Annotated in this window: 16 protein-coding genes; 9 read left to right on the top strand and 7 right to left on the bottom strand. The window is 75.4% G+C overall.

The window, feature by feature from the left end:
- Positions 1–9 precede the first annotated feature (9 nt).
- The 4 genes from ABZ806_RS02020 to ABZ806_RS02005 all read right to left on the bottom strand — a co-directional run bounded on the left by ABZ806_RS02020 (position 10) and on the right by ABZ806_RS02005 (position 2,989).
- Positions 10–885, bottom strand: coding sequence for a cytochrome c biogenesis CcdA family protein (locus tag ABZ806_RS02020; protein WP_500214739.1), 876 nt, complete (start codon positions 883–885; stop codon positions 10–12).
- Positions 882–1,640, bottom strand: a complete 759-nt coding sequence (locus ABZ806_RS02015; RefSeq protein ID WP_500214738.1) for a DsbA family protein — start codon at positions 1,638–1,640, stop codon at positions 882–884. Before ABZ806_RS02015 ends, ABZ806_RS02020 begins: the two co-directional genes overlap by 4 nt.
- A gap of 121 nt (positions 1,641–1,761) precedes the next feature.
- Positions 1,762–2,157: a hypothetical protein gene (locus ABZ806_RS02010; protein ID WP_500214737.1), complete on the bottom strand. Its 396-nt coding sequence runs from the start codon at positions 2,155–2,157 to the stop codon at positions 1,762–1,764.
- A 106-nt stretch (positions 2,158–2,263) separates the two neighbouring features.
- Positions 2,264–2,989 (bottom strand): M50 family metallopeptidase, encoded by a 726-nt coding sequence (locus tag ABZ806_RS02005; protein WP_500214781.1) that lies wholly within the window; start codon positions 2,987–2,989, stop codon positions 2,264–2,266.
- 215 nt (positions 2,990–3,204) lie between these two features.
- On the opposite strand from ABZ806_RS02005, the gene ABZ806_RS02000 reads away from it, so the two are divergent.
- Genes ABZ806_RS02000 through ABZ806_RS01990 form a run of 3 tightly spaced genes read left to right on the top strand, consistent with a single transcriptional unit; the run spans position 3,205 to position 7,498 of the window.
- Positions 3,205–4,188, top strand: coding sequence for an AAA family ATPase (locus tag ABZ806_RS02000; protein WP_500214736.1), 984 nt, complete (start codon positions 3,205–3,207; stop codon positions 4,186–4,188).
- Positions 4,189–4,190: 2 nt separating this feature from the next.
- Positions 4,191–5,321 carry a DUF58 domain-containing protein gene (locus ABZ806_RS01995; protein WP_500214735.1) on the top strand — a complete coding sequence of 377 codons (1,131 nt, stop codon included), beginning with the start codon at positions 4,191–4,193 and terminating at the stop codon, positions 5,319–5,321.
- Positions 5,318–7,498, top strand: a complete 2,181-nt coding sequence (locus tag ABZ806_RS01990) for a transglutaminase TgpA family protein (RefSeq protein WP_500214734.1) — start codon at positions 5,318–5,320, stop codon at positions 7,496–7,498. Before ABZ806_RS01995 ends, ABZ806_RS01990 begins: the two co-directional genes overlap by 4 nt.
- Here the strand turns inward: ABZ806_RS01990 and ABZ806_RS01985 are convergent.
- Complete coding sequence (locus ABZ806_RS01985; protein WP_500214733.1) at positions 7,479–8,117, bottom strand: hypothetical protein; 639 nt, start codon at positions 8,115–8,117, stop codon at positions 7,479–7,481. The genes ABZ806_RS01990 and ABZ806_RS01985 overlap by 20 nt on opposite strands.
- 18 nt (positions 8,118–8,135) lie before the next feature.
- Between ABZ806_RS01985 and ABZ806_RS01980 the strand changes: the two genes are divergently transcribed.
- The 3 genes from ABZ806_RS01980 (at position 8,136) to ABZ806_RS01970 (ending at position 11,414) form a co-directional block, all read left to right on the top strand.
- On the top strand, positions 8,136–8,315 hold the full coding sequence (locus ABZ806_RS01980) for a hypothetical protein (protein ID WP_500214732.1): 180 nt from the start codon (positions 8,136–8,138) through the stop codon (positions 8,313–8,315).
- The gene (locus ABZ806_RS01975) at positions 8,312–9,247 is read left to right on the top strand and encodes a threonine ammonia-lyase (RefSeq protein WP_500214731.1); all 936 of its coding nucleotides are present in this window, start codon (positions 8,312–8,314) and stop codon (positions 9,245–9,247) included. Before ABZ806_RS01980 ends, ABZ806_RS01975 begins: the two co-directional genes overlap by 4 nt.
- A gap of 118 nt (positions 9,248–9,365) precedes the next feature.
- Positions 9,366–11,414 (top strand): fibronectin type III domain-containing protein, encoded by a 2,049-nt coding sequence (locus tag ABZ806_RS01970; protein ID WP_500214730.1) that lies wholly within the window; start codon positions 9,366–9,368, stop codon positions 11,412–11,414.
- 16 nt (positions 11,415–11,430) lie between these two features.
- Here the strand turns inward: ABZ806_RS01970 and ABZ806_RS01965 are convergent, their stop codons facing one another.
- Entirely contained in the window at positions 11,431–13,071 is a 1,641-nt protein-coding gene (locus ABZ806_RS01965) for a protein kinase domain-containing protein (protein ID WP_500214728.1), read from the bottom strand.
- Positions 13,072–13,464: 393 nt separating this feature from the next.
- Between ABZ806_RS01965 and ABZ806_RS01960 the strand changes: the two genes are divergently transcribed.
- From ABZ806_RS01960 to ABZ806_RS01950, 3 genes are all read left to right on the top strand, one after another.
- A complete protein-coding gene (locus ABZ806_RS01960) occupies positions 13,465–14,949 on the top strand; it encodes a hypothetical protein (RefSeq protein ID WP_500214726.1) in 1,485 nt (494 codons plus the stop codon).
- Between the two features lie 77 nt (positions 14,950–15,026).
- Positions 15,027–16,172 (top strand): CaiB/BaiF CoA transferase family protein, encoded by a 1,146-nt coding sequence (locus ABZ806_RS01955; protein WP_500214724.1) that lies wholly within the window; start codon positions 15,027–15,029, stop codon positions 16,170–16,172.
- A 190-nt stretch (positions 16,173–16,362) separates the two neighbouring features.
- Positions 16,363–17,220, top strand: coding sequence for an esterase/lipase family protein (locus ABZ806_RS01950; protein ID WP_500214722.1), 858 nt, complete (start codon positions 16,363–16,365; stop codon positions 17,218–17,220).
- A gap of 112 nt (positions 17,221–17,332) precedes the next feature.
- On the opposite strand, the gene ABZ806_RS01945 is transcribed toward ABZ806_RS01950, so the two are convergent.
- Positions 17,333–18,472: an acyl-CoA dehydrogenase family protein gene (locus ABZ806_RS01945; protein WP_500214720.1), complete on the bottom strand. Its 1,140-nt coding sequence runs from the start codon at positions 18,470–18,472 to the stop codon at positions 17,333–17,335.
- Positions 18,473–18,522 lie beyond the last annotated feature (50 nt).

Below are 18,522 nucleotides of genomic sequence, written 5' to 3'. Positions count from 1 at the left end.
CCGCCGAAACTATCCGTCCCCTCCGACATTCTCGGCGTGATGATCCTGCGCGTCCTCCGGTTCCCGGCCGGACGGGCGGCGGAGCTGCGCGAACAGCACCCCGGCGGCGACGGCCGCCGCCAGGAACAGCAGCACGGCCGCGTTCGAGACGCCGGAGGCGACCCCGCTCACCCACTGCTGCGCCCGGTACTCGGTGTCGACGTCCAGGACGGCGGGCAGCGCCGACGTCCCGTCGAACGCCAGGAACAGCGCCCCGAGGAGGATGAAGAACAGCCCCGACACCAGCGAGTTCGTGTGCAGGTCGAGGCGCCCCACGCGGAACGCCCGCCCGCGCAGCCAGCGCCGCCCGCCGAGGTCGAGACGGTCCCAGAACAGGGCGAGCAGGAACATAGGGAACGCCATGCCGAGCGCGTACACCGCGAGCAGCGCGGCCCCGTACCAGGGGTGGCCGCCGACCGCGGAGATCGTCAGGACGCTGCCGAGCACCGGCCCGGCGCAGAACCCCGCCAGCCCGTACACCGTCCCGAGCAGGTACACCGACCAGGACGATCCGGGCTTGATCCGCGCCGCCGCGTCCTGGATGCGCCGGGACGCGAACCCCAGGCCGAGGATCTGCGCGACGCCGAGGACGATGACCGTCCACCCTCCGATCGCCACCACCAGGTCGCGGTGGCCGTAGAACACCCGTCCCACGATCGATCCGGCCGCGCCGAGCGGCACCAGGGTCGTGCACAAGCCCAGGTAGAACACGAGCGTCCGCCCGAGGAGTTGCACCTTGCCGCCGAACGCGTAGGCGAAGAACGCGGGCAGCAGGAGCGCGCTGCACGGGCTGAGCAGCGCGAGGAGCCCGCCGAGGAAGGCGGCGGCGATGCCGACGTCGGTCACTGCCCCTCCTTCTCCGCGATCTCGGCGGCGCGCTCGATGGCGGCCTCGAACGCGCCGTACGGCTGCGCGCCGAGCACGGGCTGCCCGTTGACGAGGAACGCGGGCGTGCTCGGGACGCCGAGCCCGTACCCCTCCTCGGAGTCGCGCTCGACGGCCTCGCGCGCCGCCGCGCCGCCGATGTCCGCGCGGAACTTGGCGAGGTCGGGCACGCCCGCCTCCCGGGCGATCTCGACGAGCTTCTCGGTGGTGAACGCGCCGCTGTTCCGCTTGCGGTCCTCGGCGTAGGCGACGCGGTGGAACTCCCAGAACCGGCCCTGCGACGCGGCGGCCTGCCCCGCCCGCGCCGCCGCCTGCGACTCCGCGCCGAAGATCGGGAAGTCGCGCCACTCGACGCGCAGCGTGCCGTCGTCGACGTACTTCATCAGCTTCGGCTGGACGTCGCGGGCGAACTTCCCGCAGAACGGGCACTGGAAGTCGGCGTACTCGACCAGGACGACCGGTGCGTCCGCGCGTCCCAGCGCGCGCGGGTCGCCGGCTTGGCGGCGCGCCTGGTCCGGCATCTTCACCGCGTCCCCGGACGGAGCGGGCGAGGCGCTGGACGAGGCGCTGGACGAGGCGGCCGGCGACCCGGCGGCCGGCCGGCCGTCTCCGCCGCCGGTCAGCGAGACGGCGCCGAGGCCGAGCGAGCCGGCCAGGACGGTCCCCGCGACCGCGATGACGACGCGGTTCCTGCGGGGTGAGGTGCTTGTGGACATGGTGATGCTCCCGACAGCGAAAGACGAAGGGCCGGGCGGGCGGCGAGGGGGGCCGGGGCCCGGAGGAGGACGTCGGTGTACGGCGCACGGCGGAATGCCGGTGCGCCGCAGCGGGAGCGGTCTAGATCCGCAGGATGGAGAGGAGGATGTGTCTGGGGGCGGGCGGCGCGGGACCCGCGCGCACGTCCACGGGCCGCCGGACAACGGCCTGGCGCGGCGCGTCCGGTGCGGCGATGGCGTGCGGCGCGGCGGTGTCGGCGGGCTGCGGCGCCCCCTGCGTCACGGTCGACGGCGGCTTCTTCGCGCACTGCGCCCCGTCATCGACGCCGGCCGCCGTATTCAGCGCGGCCGCATCTGGTGCCGCGGCGGTCCAGGTGTGGGCGGCCGGGGCTGTCGCCGGGCTGGCCGGTGGGGGCGCGGGGGCGGTGGCGGACAGCGCCGCCGATCCGAGTGCCTTCGTGCACAGGGCCGCGGCGAGCACGAGCAGCAGCAGCGTGATGACGCGGGTACGCGTCACCTGCGCAGGGCGCACGCCGCCACGAGCCATCGCCAGGGTCCCCTTCCGCGCCGGAACGCTTCGCCGCTCACCCTACGAACGACGACCGGCCGAGGCAAAAGCGAGGTCAGAGCCCGGGGAGCGCGGGGATGTCGGGGACGTCGATGTCGGGGACGAGGAGCGCGCCGCCGGCGAGGAGGGCGAGCAGGGCGGTGGCGGCGAACAGCCCCACCCAGGCGAGGCCGGGGACGCCGGTGAGGTGGGCGAGCTGGTCGGCGTCGGAGCTCGGCGCCATGTGCCGGGTGCGCATCCGCTGCAGCTCGATCACCGGCCGGGTCGCGGCGAGCAGCAGGAACCAGGCGGCCAGGTAGGCGAACCCGGCCTGGACGGTGGCGCTGCCCAGCCAGGACACCGCGAAGATGACCGCGCCGGTGGCGATCACCGACAGCGCGCCGTAGGCGTTGCGGATGATCACCAGCATCGCGGCCAGCAGCGCGAGGGAGAACCACAGCATGAGCGTGATGCGGCCCCAGGCGAGCAGCAGCGCGAAGAACAGCCCGAGCAGCGGCGGCGCGATGTAGCCGGCCATCGCGGTGAAGATCATGCCGGGGCCGTGCGGCTTGCCGCGCGACACCGTGACCCCGGAGGTGTCGGAGTGCAGCTTGATGCCGTCCAGCTTGCGGCCGGTGAGCAGCGCGATGAGCGCGTGCCCGCCCTCGTGCGCGATCGTGACGGTGTTGCGGGCGACGCGCCAGGTGGGGCCGTGCAGCACCGCGCCGAGCGCCAGGACGCCGACGAGCCCGACCAGCCACAGCGGCGGATCCGGCTGCGATCCCGTCAGCCGGTCCCACATGTCGGCGATGCTGATGTCTTCCACGTCCACCTCGGAGTCCGTCGTCGCGATGCCCACCGGCGCGATGCCCAACAGTAGGACGCCGCGGATAACGTCCGCGTTCGGTTCGTCGCGGATCGAGGTGATGTTTCGGAATCTTGCCGCCTTCGCCGCGTATTGCCGTTAGGGTGCCCTTCGCACCGACGGAGCGTCGGCAGGACGGGGGTCCGGGGCGGATGACGGAGAACGCGGGGATGGACGCGGACGCGCTGGCGGGGCGGTTCGCGCAGCTGTTCGCGGCGCTGGCCGGGAGCGTGGAGCGGGTCGTGCGCGGCAAGCGGGACCGGATCGAGCTGGCGCTGATCTGCCTGCTCGCCGAGGGGCACCTGCTCGTCGAGGACGTCCCCGGAGTGGGCAAGACCACGCTCGCGCGGGCGATGGCGGCGTCGGTCGAGGCGAAGTGGGCGCGCATCCAGTTCACCCCCGACCTGCTGCCCAGCGACATCACCGGGGTCTCGATCTTCAACCAGGGGACGAACGCGTTCGAGTTCCACCCCGGCCCGATCTTCGCCAACCTCGCGGTCGCCGACGAGATCAACCGCGGCTCGCCGAAGACGCAGTCGGCGCTGCTGGAGGTCATGGAGGAGCGCCGGGTGACCGTGGAGGGCGTCCCGCATCCGGTGCCGCGCCCGTTCATGGTCATCGCCACCCAGAACCCGGTGGACATGGACGGCACCTACCCGCTGCCGGAGGCGCAGCTCGACCGGTTCCTCATGCGGATCTCGATGGGCTACCCCGACCACCGGGCCGAGGTGGCGCTGCTCGCGGGCGCGCCGACCGGCGCGACGCTGGACCGGCTCCCCCCGGTGCTCGGCGCCGAGGACCTCGCCCGCGCGATCGGCTTCGCGCAGCGGCTGCACGTCGCGGCGCCGCTGCACGACTACCTGGTGCGGGTCGTCGCGGCCACCCGCGAGCACCCCGACCTGCGGCTCGGCGCGAGCCCCCGGGCCGGGATCGCGCTGCTGCGCGCGGCGCGGGTGCGGGCGGCGGCGGCCGGGCGCGGCTACCTCGTCCCCGAGGACGTGAAGGCGCTCGCCGTGCCGGTGCTCGCGCACCGGCTGCTCGCGACGCCGGAGGCGGAGCTGCGCGGGCGGACCGGCGCCGACGTGGTCGGCGAGGTGCTGCAGAGCGTGCCCACGCCGCAGGCCGCCGGGGTCTAGCGGTGCTGACGCCGCTCGGCTGGGGGACGGCGGCCGCCTCGGCCCCGCTGTACGCGGCGGGCTGGTGGCTCGGGTACCCGGAGCCCGCGATGCTCGCGGTCGCCGGGCTCGCGGCGGTCGCGGGCGCGCTGCTGTGGACGCTGCCGAAGCCCGACCTGGACGTCGGCCGCGAGATCGCGCCCGCGAAGGTGGCGCGCGGCGAACCGGCCGTGGGCGTCCTGCACGTGGCCGCCAAGGGGCGCGGGGTGCGCGGCCTCAGCGCGCGGGACGCGGCCGGACCGGCCGACGTGGCGGTCGACATCCCGCGCCTGCGCGCGGGCGCCGGGCGCACGGTGACGTACACGCTGCCGACCGCCCGGCGCGGGGAGATCCCCGTCGGGCCGCTGCGGCTGGTGCGGGCCGACCCGCTGCGGCTGGCCCGCCGGGTCCGCGAGTACGGCGAGCCGCGCGTGCTGCTGGTCCGGCCGCGGACGGTGCCGCTGCCGGTGCTGCCGTCCGGCCGCGCGCACCACCTGGAGGGTCCGACGAGCGACCGGTCCCCGGCCGGGACGGCGACGTTCCACGCGCTCCGCGAGTACGTGATCGGGGACGAGCTGCGCCACATCCACTGGAAGTCGTCGGCCCGCACCGGGACGCTGATGGTCCGCCGGCTCGTGGACGCGAGCCTGCCGACGACGGCGGTCGTGCTGGAGGCGCGGGCGCGGGCGTGGCCGGAGCCCGACGACTTCGAGCTGGCCGTGGACGCGGCGGCGTCCGTGGCCGCCGGGGCGGCCGCGGCGGGCTTCCCCGTCCGGGTCCTCACCGGCGGCGGCCCGCTGGCCGCCACCCGGGGCGGCCCCGACGACCTGGAGATCCTGCTCGACGCGCTCACCGCGGCCCGGACGCAGGAGGGGCCGCGGTCGGCCGTGGACGCGGTGCGCGGCGTGCGCGCGGGCGGCTCCCTCGTGGTGGTCGCGGCCGGCGACGCCGACCTGGGGGGCATCGCGTCCGTGCGGGCCCGGTTCGACCGGGTCGTGGTCCTGCGGGTCAGGGCGGCCGAGCCCGCGCCCGCGCCGCCCGGCGTCCATCTCATCGACGTGGCGGACCTGGACGGGCTGGCGGAGTCGTGGCGGCGGCTGGGGGGCGCCCGGTGACCCGCTACGCCTCGCTCGCCGTGACCGCCTGCCTGGCCGCCGTCGCGGGCCTGGCGTTCCAGCGGGTCTTCGGGCTCGGGCCGGTCGCCGCCGTCGCCGCCGTCGCCGCGGCCGTCCCGACGCTGCTGTGCGGGCTGCTGTCGGGCCCGCGCGCGAAGGGCCCGTGGCCGCTGTGGATCTCGCTCGTGCTGACCGTGCCCGCCTGGGCGGGGACCGTGTCGCTCACCGTCCTGCGGCCGGCGCTCGGCGACGGGACGCTGCCGCACAGCCTGCGCGAGGGCGTGCTCAGCTCGTGGAAGGCGATCCTGACCACGCTGCTGCCCGCACCCGCCGAGCCGGAGCTGCTCGTCCTGGTCAGCGTGGTGGTGTGGCTGGCGGCGTTCGCGTCCGCCGAGCTCGCGCTGCGCACCGCGCTGCGCGGGGCCCCGGCCGTCCCGGCGCTCGGCGCGTGGGCCGTCGCCCTGCCGCTCGGGGTGGACGGCCCCGGATCGAACGCGCCGCTCGCCGCCGCGACCATCGTGCTCATCGCCGTGCTGGTCCTCGTCCGCGCGGACGGCCCCGGCGCGGGCCTCGCCTGGCGGCCGCTGGCCGCCGGGATACCGGCCGCCGCCGTCCTCGGGGCGCTGGCGTTCGCGGCCGGCCCGGTCGTCCCGGTCCGCGCCGCGCCCTACGACCCGCGCGAGCAGGTGCAGGCCCCGCCGCCGCAGCAGCGCGACGGCGTCAGCCCCCTCGACCGCGTCGGGGGCTGGCTGCTGAACCCCGGCCAGGTCATGTTCACCGTCGACTCCGCGGGCACCGCGGTCGAGCGGCTCGCCGTCCTGGACACGTTCGACGGAGTGACCTGGTCGTCCAGCGCCCGGTTCGTGCCCACCGGAAGCCGCGTGCCGGAGGGGCCGGAGCCGGGCAAGAGCCGCGAGATCGCGCAGCGGATCACCATCCGCGACCTCTCCGGCGTGTGGGTGCCGGCCCCCGACCGGCCCCGGCGGGTGGACGGCCTGCCCGTCGTCGCCGACCCCGGCAGCGGTGCCCTCGCCACCGCCCAGCCGCTGCGCCCCGGCCAGGCGTACCGGGTCGACTCCGTTGTGCCCGAGTGGACGGCCGCCGACCTGACAGGCGCGGGCATCGCCACCGACCCGGAGGCCGACGCCGCCCTGCGGCTGCCGTGGGGGCCGGGCGCGCGGAAGGCGCCCGTCCAGATCGCCGAGTTCCGCCGCTTCGCGCAGGCGGCGACCAAGGGCGCCTGGACGCCGCTGCAGAAGGCCGCGATGCTCGCCGGCTACCTCAAGATCTACGCCAAGTACGACGTGACCGCGGCGCCGGGGCACGGCTACCGGCAGATCGACTACTTCCTCGGCCAGGGCAGGCGCGGCACGCCCGAGCACTTCGCCACCGCCTACGCCCTGCTCGCCCGGACCCTCGGCCTCCCGTCCCGCGTCGTCGTGGGGTTCGAGGGCGGCCGGCGCGCGGGCGGCGCCGTCGAGGTCCGCTCCGGGGACGTCACGGTGTGGCCCGAGATCAAGTTCGACCGCCTCGGCTGGATCCGGTTCAACCCGCTCCCCGACAGCGCGCGCTCCGCCAAGGGCAACGAGGGCGTCGCGGCGGGGGAGACCGAGCAGAAGCTGGAGCAGGCGCAGGAGACCGCCGCCGCCCAGGAGCAGGACCCCGGCCCGGACAAGCCGACGCGGCAGGAAGCACAGAACACGGCTCCCGCCGAGGACGCGCCCACACCGTGGTGGGTGTTCGCCTCGATCGCGGTGGGCGCGCTCGTCATCGGCTACCTGTGCGCCGTCCTCCTCGCCCCGGCGGTGCGCAGGCGAAGGCGCCGGACGGGCACGCCCGCCGCCCGCATCACCGGCGCCTGGCACCAGGCGCTCGACCATCTCGCGGACATCGGCCTGGCCACGGCCCGGACGCTGACCGCGCAGGAGGTCGCGCGCTTCGGCGCGTCCCGCGTCGGCGAGGACGCCGGCGGCCACCTGGATCCGCTCGCCGACCTGGTCGACCGCAGCCGCTTCGCCGCGTCCGGCCCCGACGAGCGCGCCGCCGACCTTGCCTGGCGGCACACCGACGAGCTGGGACGCCTCGTCACCGCCAGGGCGGGACGCGTCCGGCGCCTCCGCCGGCGCCTGCACCCGAGGTCGCTGCGGGACCGCGCGGTCAGGCGGGAGGCACGCTGACGGCGATCTCGCCGCCGAGCACGGCGCCCGTCTCCAGCTCCAGGTCGTCCCCGCTCCAGAACCGGCCCGGGTCGAACCAGTTCGGGCGCCGCCCCTTCGGCAGCAGCCCCATCGACTGGTAGGTCACCGCGACGATCTCCGCGCAGAACGCCGTCTCCAGATTCATGTCCCGCTCGGCCGGACGGCGGACGGGAACCCGCCCCCGCAACCAGCGCGTCGCCAGCTTCGAGGTCGACGGGAACGGGGTGCCGTCCAGCCGCGCCACCGCGCGCAGCGCCGCGTCCTCCATCGCGCGGGACGCCGGCGGGTCGAGCTGGCGCAGCCACGCCCGCTGCCCGTACCGGTTGCCCCACGCGAGGACGGCGTCGCGCAGGTCGTGCAGCTGCGCGCCGCGGTGGTGCCCGCCCGTCCACATGTCGCGCAGCGAGCGGCCCAGCTCGGCGTGCCACATCAGCGGCGGCAGGTCGTCGATCACCACCGCCATGCCGACGTGGTTGACGGGGCTGTTCGTCGTCATCTGGATCGCGCGGTCCGCGACCGTCCGGCCGCGGAACAGCCACACGTCCCCGGTGCGGGTCAGCTCGGCGGCCTGGTCGAGGGAGATGCTGGTGCCCGGCATGATCGATACCGTAGCCGGATGGGATGGTGGAAGAGCTCGACCCTGTGGAAGGCGCTCGGCGTCGCCGGGTTCGTCGGCGTCGCCGCGACCGGCGCCGTGATCGTGCGCTCCGAGCGGCGCCGCCGCTCCTACACGCCGGAGGAGATCCGCGGCCGGCTGCACGAGCGGATCGACGGGCCGGCCGGGGAGCGGCCGTGACGGCGCGGGCCGTCCGCGTCCCCGGCCCGGACGACCTGGACCGCGCCTGGCGGGCCGTGTCCGCGGTGCTCGGCCCCACCCCGCTCGTCCCGTCCGCGCTGGCGCCCGGGGCGCTGCTGAAGCTGGAGACGTGCCAGCCGACCGGCGCGTTCAAGGTGCGCGGTGCGCTCGCGGCCGTCGCGGCGCTGCCGGACGGCGTCCCGGCGGTGACGGCGAGCGCGGGCAACCACGGGCTCGGCATGGGCTACGCCGCCGCGCGGTCCGGCGCGGACGTGACCGTGGTCGTCTCGACGCGGGCGTCCCGGGTCAAGGTCGACAAGATCGGCGCGTACCCGGTGCGGCTCGTCCAGCACGGGCTGACCTACGACGAGGCCGAGGCGTACGCGGTGACCCTGCCCGGCCACTACGTCTCGCCCTACAACGACCCGGCCGTCATCGCCGGGCAGGGCACGATCGGCCGCGAACTCGACCGGCAGGCCGCCGGGCCGCTCACCGTCGTCGCGCCGGTCGGCGGCGGCGGGCTGCTCGCCGGGCTCTGCCTCTGGGCGCGCGAGCGCGGCGACGTCCGGATCGTCGGCGTCGAGTCGGCGGTGTCGCGTGGCGTGTCCGCCTCCGTGGCGGCCGGTCACGCCGTCCCGGTCGAGGTCGGCGAGACGTTCGCCGACGGACTGCCCGGCAACCTCGAACCCGGCTGCGTGACCCCCGAGGTCATCGCGGACACCGCCGAGCTGACCTCGGTGACCGATGACCAGATCCGGACGGCGCTGCGCCGGCTGTTCGGCGAGCACGGCCTCGTCGCCGAGGGCGCGGGCGCGGCGGGCCTCGCCGCCGTTCTCGCCGGTCAGATGGAGATCACCGGGCGTCTCGTGGTGGTCGTGTCGGGCCGCAACATCACCGTTCCCACCTATATCGACGCAATACGCGAAAACTGAGCTATCCGGGAAAACCCGGGCGGGTGCGCGCGGCGAGCCACTACGGTGTCCTGCAAAACGGGGCGGGTGAACGTGCGTGCGTAGGGCGTTTCTGGGGTCTTTGTTCCGGCGTGACCGGTTGACGGGGCAGGTCGCGGTCGGGCTCGTCGGCGTGCTCGTCATCGGCGCCGCCGTCTACGGGGTGGGCGTGGCGAGCGCCAAGTACCGGCTCGCCGACGTCGGCGCCTGGCTGACCGCGCGGTCCAAGGGCGCCGTCGTGCACATCAACGGCCTGGCCGGCAAGGTCGACGGCAAGACCGCCGTGGTCCCGCAGATGCGCGGTCACAACATCAAGATCGTCCAGGACGGCGCCACCGTGCTGATCGTCGACCTGGACACCGGCGTCGTCAGCCGGCTCGACCCCTCCCAGCTGGACGTCGGGACGAGCCGCCCGCTCGGCAAGGGCCTGCAGATCCTCGCCGGCGCGGGCAGGGCGTACACGGTCGACTCGGTGCAGGGCGTCGTCCAGGAGATCGACCCGGTCGGCCTGACGCCGGTCGGCGCGTCCGCGACGCTGCCGCCGATCCTCGGGCAGGCCGCCGTCGACGCGCGCGGCACGCTCTGGGTGCCGGTGGCGCGCAACGGGGAGGTCGCGGCGTTCTCCGGCGGCCGCCTCCGGCCGCCGGTCCGCGTCGGCAAGGCCGGCGACGCCCTCGCGCTCACCATGGCCGCCGGGGACCCGGTCGTCACCAACTCCACCGCCGCGACCGCCACCGTCGTCAAGGCGTCCGGGGCGACGCTGACCGTGAGCCTGCCGACGACCGTCCGGCAGGCGGGCCGCGGCGGCGTGCTCGCCCCCGCCGCCACCGACGGCACCACCGTCCCGCTGCTGGTGCCCGGCGCCGGGTCGCTGGTCACCGTCGACACCGGCACCGGCCGGTACTCCAGCACGCGGCTGGCGATGCCGAAGCACCGCTACCGGCCGCCGCAGATGCTCGGCGGGAAGGTCTACATCCCGGACGAGACCGCCGGGGCGCTGATCGTGTACGACTCGGCGAACAACCGGTTCGACAAGCCGGTCCGGGTGACCGGAGGCCCGGCCAGGCTGGACGTCTTCGTCCGCGACGGGCTGCTGTGGGCGAACGACCCGTCCGGCCCGCACGCCGTCGTGATCGACCGGCAGGGCGCCGGGAAGGGCGTCGACAAGTACAAGGACCAGGTGCCCGGCGGCCGGAACCGGCGGCCCATCCCGCTGCCCGGCGGGCCGGAGGCCCCGCCCCCGCCCCGCACGCCGCGGTCGCCCTCGCAGCCGACGAAGGCGCCGGGCCCGGGGGATCCGCCGAGCGCGCCGTCCAACATCTCCGTCACGCCCGGCGCGGGCACGATGCGGGTCGACTTCCAGCCCTCCCAGGGCGAGGGCGTCATCGGGTACGTGCTGAAGGACGTCCCGTCCGGCCTGACCGCGAGCCCGGCCACGGTCCAGGGCGCCGGCCCGTACACCTTCACCGTGAGCGGCGGGGAGTGCGGACGCGAGTACCAGTTCCGCGTCGCCGTCCGCTACCGGGACGGACGCGGCCGGACCCGCGAGCAGGTGTCGGCGGCCAGCGACCCGGTGCGGCCGTGCGTGACGCCGGGCGCGCCGACCGGCCTGAAGGCGAAGGCCACCTCGGCCGGGGCCGAGGTCGCGTGGACCCCGCCGCCGGGCGGGGGAGCGGTCACCTACAAGCTCGCCTGGACCGGCCCGGTCGGCGGCTCGGTGACGGGCTCGGCCACGTCCGCGACGCTCAGCGGCGTGTACACGAACGGCCGCTACACCTTCACCCTCACCGCCGCCAACGGCGCCGGGACGGGTTCGTCCGCCACCCTGACCGCCGCGCTCACCGGTCCCGCGGTGAACTACCCGGTGGAGCGCAACGGCAACTCCGACGCCTACATCAGGCCGACGGCCGACGCGAACAGCAGCGGCGAACTCCTGGCGACCATGCACGACAACAACGGCGAGATGGTCGCCGTCCAGTGCCAGGAGAAGGGCGCCTACTACAAGCACCCGAACGACGCCAACCTCGCCGGGGACATGTACGCCAAGATCACCTACAAGGGCGCGACCGGCTACGTCATCGGCTACCTCGTCAACACCCCGGGCGACTGGAAGAGCTTCGCGGGCCTGCCCGTCTGGAAGTGCAAGTAGCCCGCAGGACGCCCGGTCAGCCCCGCTTCTGCTGGCCGTCCTTGGGGACGCACGTGCGCTCCGACCAGGACACGTCCGGCGCGCCCCCCTGGTGGAGGCGCAGTACCGCGCCCACCCGGAAGCAGTAGGCGGTCCCCGGCCGCAGCCCCGGCACGGTCGCCGAGCGCGACCCCGCCGGGACCGGCGTGATCGGCTGCGACCCGGCGGGCTGCCGCTGGACGATCAGCGGGAGCCCCCGCGCGGCGGCCGGCAGCGTCCAGGCGAGCGCGACCGTCCGGCCGGCGTGCCGGGCCTTGAGCCCGCGCGGCCGCGTCTGCGCGAGCTGCGCGGCCGTCACCGGCTCCTGCTGCGGCGCCGCCGCCTGCGGAGCGGCCGAGGACGCCGGAGCCGCCGGCTGCCCGCCCTTCCCGGCGTCATCGCCGCCGTTCGCGAGCGCGAGCGCCCCCACGCCGAGCGCGAGACCGCCGGTGAGCGCCACACCCGCCGCGACGATCAGCCCCCGGCGCGGCCCGTCCTGCGGCCGGCCGGGCGGCGCCTCGGGCGGCCCCGGGTGCGGCACGGGCGCAGCGGGCGGGCCGGTGTACGGCGCGGGCGGCGCGGTGTGCGGTGTGGTGGTGCCCGTGTGCGGTGTGGTGGTGCCCGTGTGCGGTGTGGTGGGGCCCGTGTGCGGGGTCGTGGGGCCGGTGTGCGGTGTGGTGGGGCCGGTGGCGCCGTGCGTGCCGCTCGTGCGCGAGTCGCCGGTCGTCGGCGCCCACTCCGGGACGAGCGGCGGTCCCGGCACGCCGGGCGCCGGGCCCGGGGTCACGACGCCGCCGCTGTGGGCGACGTCGGTGGCCGGGAGGCCGAGCTCGGCCTGCGTCCGCTGCAGCGCCCGCGCGAACTCCACGGCGGTCGCGAAGCGCTGCTCGGGCACCTTCGCCATAGCGCGCGCGATGACGTCCATGACCTGCGGCGGGACGTCCGGCCGGGGGATCGGCGGCGGCGCCTCGTGCAGGATCCGCAGCATCAGCGGCGCGATGCCCTCCCCGGCCGGGCCCTTGAACGCCGGGCGCCCGGCGAGCAGCTGGTACAGCGTCGAGCCGAGCGAGTAGATGTCGGCGCCGACGCCGGGCGGACGGCCCTCCAGCACCTCGGGCGCCGCGTGGTGCGGGGTGAACGCCTGGGTGTGCGTGGCGTCGAAGGAGTCGACCAGGCGGGCGATGCCGAAGTCGGCGAGCGCGGGCTCCCCGTACCGCGACAGCAGCACGTTCTGCGGCTTGACGTCCCGGTGCAGGATGTCGGTCTCGTGGGTGGCGGCGAGCGCGCCCGCCATCTTCACCCCGATCCGCAGCACGTCCGCGACCGGCAGCGGCCCCTCCCTGGCGAGCCGGTCGGTGAGCGCGCCGTGCTCGAAGTACTCCATCGCGATGTAGGGGCGGCCGCCGGCGGTGGTGCCGGTGTCCAGCACGGTCACGATGTTCGGATGCCCCGACAGCCGCCCGGTGATCTTGCATTCGCGCTGGAACCGGCGCAGCGCCGCGGAGTCCACCGTGCCGACCGACAGGACCTTCAGCGCGACCATCCGGTCGAGGCGCTCCTGGTGCGCGCGGTAGACGACGCTGAAGCCGCCCTCGCCGACCTGCTCCAGTACCCGGTAGCCCGGGACGTCCTCGCTCATGGGCCGGGGGCCCCTCTCCGTCGCTCGTCGTGTCCGGGTCGCGGCGGGGGCGCGTGCGTCCGGCCGCGTCGGTCCGACGGGGTGCGGCGCGGGACGGTTCCCGGGGAGGTCAACAGCGTAGTACGGGGACGAATCCGGCGCGGCTCCTCACACGAAGACCCGGCGGCCGCCGCCTCCGGTGTGCCACATGAACGGATATGGGATGACATTTCCAGTCGGGCTGATTAATCGTTGTCCCAATTCCGCGCCGTCCTTCGCCCGCCGCGCTCTAACCTCGGGTTTCGCGACGGAGGAACGGCCCAGAGGGAGTGGCCCGCGGTGGCGGAAGATGTCCTGACGCAGGCGGAGACGGAAGCACCGCCGACGAATTCGGCTTATGTGGACCTTGTCCGGATGGCGTATTTCGTTCTGCCGGGCGGGGGGAAGCGCGTCTACCGGCTGGCGATCGCCCGCCGGATCGTGGACGGCGCCTCGCGCGGCGCCCGCGACCGCTCCGCCGCCGGGCACGCCCGCCGGCGCACCCGCGTGCTGCGCCGGGCGCTGCGCCCCTCCCGCCGCCTCCAGATCGGCCTCGGCCCGTGGCTGCGGGCGCTGCCCGCGCGGCTGCCCGACCCGGCGCTGACCGCGGCGCTCGGTCGGCTCGCACCGCACGTCCGCGCCGCCTACGTGCTCCGGCACATCGAGGGGCTGCCCCGGTACCGGGTCCGCGACCAGCTGATCGACCTCGGCGTGCGCGACCCGTGGCCCGCGATCCGCGCCGCCGAGGCCGTCCGGGTGCCGGTGCCGCGCGGCGCCGACCGGTTCGGGCCGGAGACGCTGCGGCCCGTCCGGAACCGGTCGGTGCTGCCGCTGGCGACCGCCGCCGTCCTCACCGCCGGGCTCGTCGGCGCGCTCGTCGCGACCGAGCACGGCGACTCCCGGGAGGCGTCCGCGCGGGCGCCGCGGCTCGTGTCCGCCGCGCCGGACGCCTGGACGCGCGGCGCCCGCACCCTGGACGCGTGGCCCGCGCGCGGCGACCTCGCCGGCGACCGGGCGTTCGTCCGGCGCGCCGCGAGCGCCTGGGCGGACGCGTCCGGCGGCCACCGCGCCGCCGGCGGCGCCGTCCGGCTCCTGTACGCGGGCCGGCCGGACGGCACGCCGCTCGCCGTCCTGCGGCGCGGCGACCGGCTGGCCCGCTACACCCCCGGCCGGCTGGACGTGTTCCCGGCCGGCACCGGCCCGTCCGCCCCGATCGCCCTCGGCGGCGGACGCTACCTCCTCGCCCCGTGGGACTCCCGGCCCGAGACCCTCGCGGGGGAGCGGCTGGCGGTGTCCGGCGGCGTGACCGCCCCCGCCCGCGCGGGCACCGACTGCGGGCGCGGCCCGCTGTTCCACCTCGGCTCCCGGACGGTCGGCGACCTCGGCGGCCCGCGCGCCGCCGTCCTCACCTACCACTCGCCCGCGTGGCGCCCGCGCGCCCAGGAGCCCGAGCGCCTCGGCCGGGAGGGCCGCGAGGTCTGGGAACGGCTGGCCTGCGCGGCGCCCCGCCCGTCCCGGCCGGTGGCGGAGGCGATGGCGTTCGGCTTCTGGTCCGGGAAGCTGCCGCACGGGGGCGGGTCCGCCGACTGGGTGTGCACCCGCCTCTCCTACGCGTCCGGCGGGAGCACGGCCCAGGCCACGCTGCTCGGGGCCAAGGCCCGGTCCACGGGCGCCTGCGACGCCGGCCGCCCGGTCAGCGGGACGTGGTGGCGGGCCCCCTCCGGCCGCTGGTACTACCTGGCCGCCGCCGGGCGCGGCCTCGTCCCGCACGCCGGCGGCGTCCGCCGCTCGACCACCCGCAAGCGGCTGCTCGTCGCCACCGGGACCCCGCGGACGCCGGTCGCCCTCACCGCCCGCTGACCAGAGCCCGAGTCAGCGCGCGCTTACCCCGATGGTGCACACTGGGAGGGGACCGAACGAGATTCAGGGAGTCGCAGATGGGCAAGGGGCCGCTGTCCGGAGTACGGGTGGTCGAACTGGCCGGGATCGGACCCGGCCCGGTCGCCGCGATGCTGCTGGCCGACCTCGGCGCCGACGTGATCCGCGTCGACCGCGCCTCCGCCGTCCGGGAGGGCGAGGTGACCGGCGGCACCGACTTCAGCAACCGCGGCAAGCGGTCGATCGCCATCGACCTGAAGAGCGAGAAGGGCCGCGAGGTCGTCCTCCGCCTGGTCGAGAAGTCCGACGTCCTCCTCGAGGGGTTCCGGCCCGGCGTCACCGAGCGCCTCGGCATCGGCCCGGACGACTGCCTCGCCCGCAACCCGGGGCTCGTCTACGGCCGGATGACCGGCTGGGGCCAGGAGGGCCCGCTGTCGCACACCGCCGGGCACGACGTCGGCTACATCGCCGTCACCGGCGCGCTGCACGCCATCGGCCGCGCCGGCGGCCCGCCGCAGGTCCCGATGAACCTGCTCGGCGACTTCGCCGGCGGCAGCATGTACCTGATCGTCGGCGTGCTGTCCGCCCTGCTGGAGTCGAAGACCAGCGGACGCGGCCAGGTCGTCGACGCCGCCATCGTGGACGGCACCGCCCACCTGTCCACGTTCATCCACGGCTTCCTCGCGGGCGGCATGTGGGAGGACCGCCGCGGCGTCAACATGCTCGACACCGGCGCCCCCTGGTACGACGTCTACGAGACCTCCGACGGGCGGCATATGGCCGTCGGCGCCATCGAGCCCCAGTTCTACGCCGAGTTCCTCCGCCTCGGCGGCCTGGACGGCGAGGACCTCCCGCACCAGCACGACCGCGCCGGCTGGCCCGTCCTCCGCGAGCGCTTCGCCGCCCTCTTCAGGACGCGGACCCGCGACGAGTGGACGGAGGTCTTCGTCCCGAGCGACGCCTGCGTGGCGCCCGTGCTGTCCATGACCGAGGCCGCCGAGCACCCCTACAACACGGCCCGCGACGTCTTCCCCGACCTGGCCGGGCACCGCCAGCCCGCCCCGGCGCCCCGCTTCTCCCGGACGCCCGGCGGGACCGACGGCGTGCCGGCCCTGCCCGGCGGCCACACCCGCGCCGTTCTGGCCGACCTCGGCTTCGACGACGCCGACACCCTCCTGAAGGAAGGCGCCGTCACCCAGGCCTGATTTCGGCCCCTTGTGAACCGGCTGACAATTTCTCCCGCGTAACCGGCGGCCGTCCCACAAGACGGGGTCGGAGAGCGGCCGTACGTTGTGGGCACTCCACCCCGATCATCACGGTGATGAGCGGCCGGGCCCGGCGCATTCCGCGCGGGCCGCGGCCTCTTTTCGGCGTGCCCTCACGAGGGAGATGCTCATGCGTTTCAGACGACTCCGGGCCTGGGCGGTCACCGCCGCCGCCGCGGCCGCGGCGCTCGGCGTGACCGGCCTGGTCGCGCCCGCCGCGCACGCCGAGACCAGCCCGGACGGCGCGAACGACTGGAACTGCAAGCCGTCGTTCTGGCATCCCCGGCCGGTCGTGCTCGTGCACGGGACGTTCGAGAACATGGCGTTCAACTGGCAGAAACTCTCCCCGGCGCTGAAGAAGGCCGGATACTGCGTCTACGCCCTCAATTACGGCGGCCCGAAGGACGGTCCCATTCAGGGGATCTATGACATCGCGGACTCGGCCGGGGAACTGTCGGCGTTCGTCGACAAGGTGCGCGCCTCGACCGGCGCGTCCAAGGTCGACATGGTCGGGCATTCGCAGGGCGGCATGATGCCCCGGTACTACATGAAGTTCCTGGGCGGGGCCGCGAAGGTCGACAAGCTCGTCGGGCTCGTCCCGTCCAACCACGGCACGAGCCTGTCGGGCCTCGTCCAGCTCGGCAGCCTGCTCGGCATCACGCAGGCGGTGGTGAAGGCGGCGCCGGCTGCGGGCCAGCAGATCACCGGCTCCGACTTCCTGCAGAAGCTCAACGCGGGCGGCGACACGGTGGCCGGCCCGACCTACATCGTCCTCGCCACCAAGTACGACGAGGTCGTCACGCCCTACACCTCGGCGTTCCTCAACGGTTCGAACGCGCAGAACGTCCTGCTGCAGGACAAGTGCGCGAACGACACCAACGCGCACGTCGGCATCGCCTTCGACCCGGTGGCGATCAAGTTCGTGCTGAACTCGCTCGACATCTGGGGCCCGTACTGGCCCATCGACTGCGGCAACCCGCTCGGCTGACCCGCCCGCACGAGATCCCGCCCGGACACGATCCTGCCCGGACACGGCGGCGCCCGGTGGCCTCCCCTTTCACCACCGGGCGCCGTCCGCCATGGTCGGGGACCGGGCCCGGCTAGAGGCCCAGGCGCTTGGCGGCGATCTCGTTCATGATCTCGTTGGTGCCGCCGCCGATGCCGAGGATGCGGGCGTCGCGGTAGTGGCGCTCCACCTCCGACTCGCGCATGTAGCCCATGCCGCCGTGCAGCTGGACGGCCTCGTGCACGACGTGCTCGCAGGCGAGGACGGCGGTGTTCTTGGCGTAGGCGGTCTCGGTGAGCACGTCCTCGCCCGCCGCGTGCCGCTCGGCGACCGCCTGGACGTAGGTCCGCGCCACGTCGGTCTGCCGGGCCATCTCGGCGATCTTGTGCCGGACGAGCTGCCGGGACGCGAGCGGCCGGCCGAAGGTGTCGCGCTCGCGGACCCAGCCGAGGGTGAGGTCCAGGCAGCGCTGCGCCGTCGCGTACGCCTGGACGGCGAGGGACAGCCGCTCGGTCACGAAGTTCTGCACGATCTGCAGGAACCCGCTGTTCTCCGCGCCGACCAGGTTCGCGACCGGCACGCGGACGTCACTGAACGACAACTCGGCCGTGTCGGAGCAGAGCCAGCCCATCTTGCGCAGCGGCTTGGACACCGCGAACCCCGGCGTGCCCTTCTCGATGACCAGGAGGGAGATGCCGTCGAAGCCGGGCCCGCCCGTCCGCACCGCCGTGGTGACGAAGTCCGCGCGCACGCCCGAGGTGATGAACAGCTTGGCGCCGTTGACGACGTAGTGGCCGCCGTCACGGACGGCGGTGGTGCGGATGCCCGCGACGTCCGAGCCGGTGCCGGGCTCGGTGATGCCGAGCGCGCCGATCGCCTCGCCCGCGAGCACCGGCCGGGCGAACCGGTCGATCAGCGCGTCGTCGCCGGACGCGATGATGTGCGGCAGCGCGATCCCGTGCGTGAACAGCGACGCGACGACGCCGCCGGACCCGCCCGACTGGATGATCTCCTCGGCGACGATCAGCCCGTCGAACAGGTCGCCGCCGGACCCGCCGGCCTCCTCCGGGAACCCGGCGCCGAGCAGCCCCGCTTCGGCGGCCCGCGCGTGCAGGGCGCGGGGGAGCTCGCCGGCGTCCTCCCACTCCGCGAGATGGGGGACGATCTCGCGCGCGGTGAAGTCGCGGACGAGCCGGCGCAGCTCCGCGCGCTCGGGGGTGTGCCAGGGACGCAACGCCGCCTCCTCGATGTCAGAACCGGATTCGGAATCTAACAGGAGGCGTC

This window comes from Spirillospora sp. NPDC047418 (assembly GCF_040643275.1).
Classification (GTDB): Bacteria; Actinomycetota; Actinomycetes; order Streptosporangiales; family Streptosporangiaceae; genus Spirillospora.
This window is presented reverse-complemented; position numbering and strand designations above follow the sequence as displayed.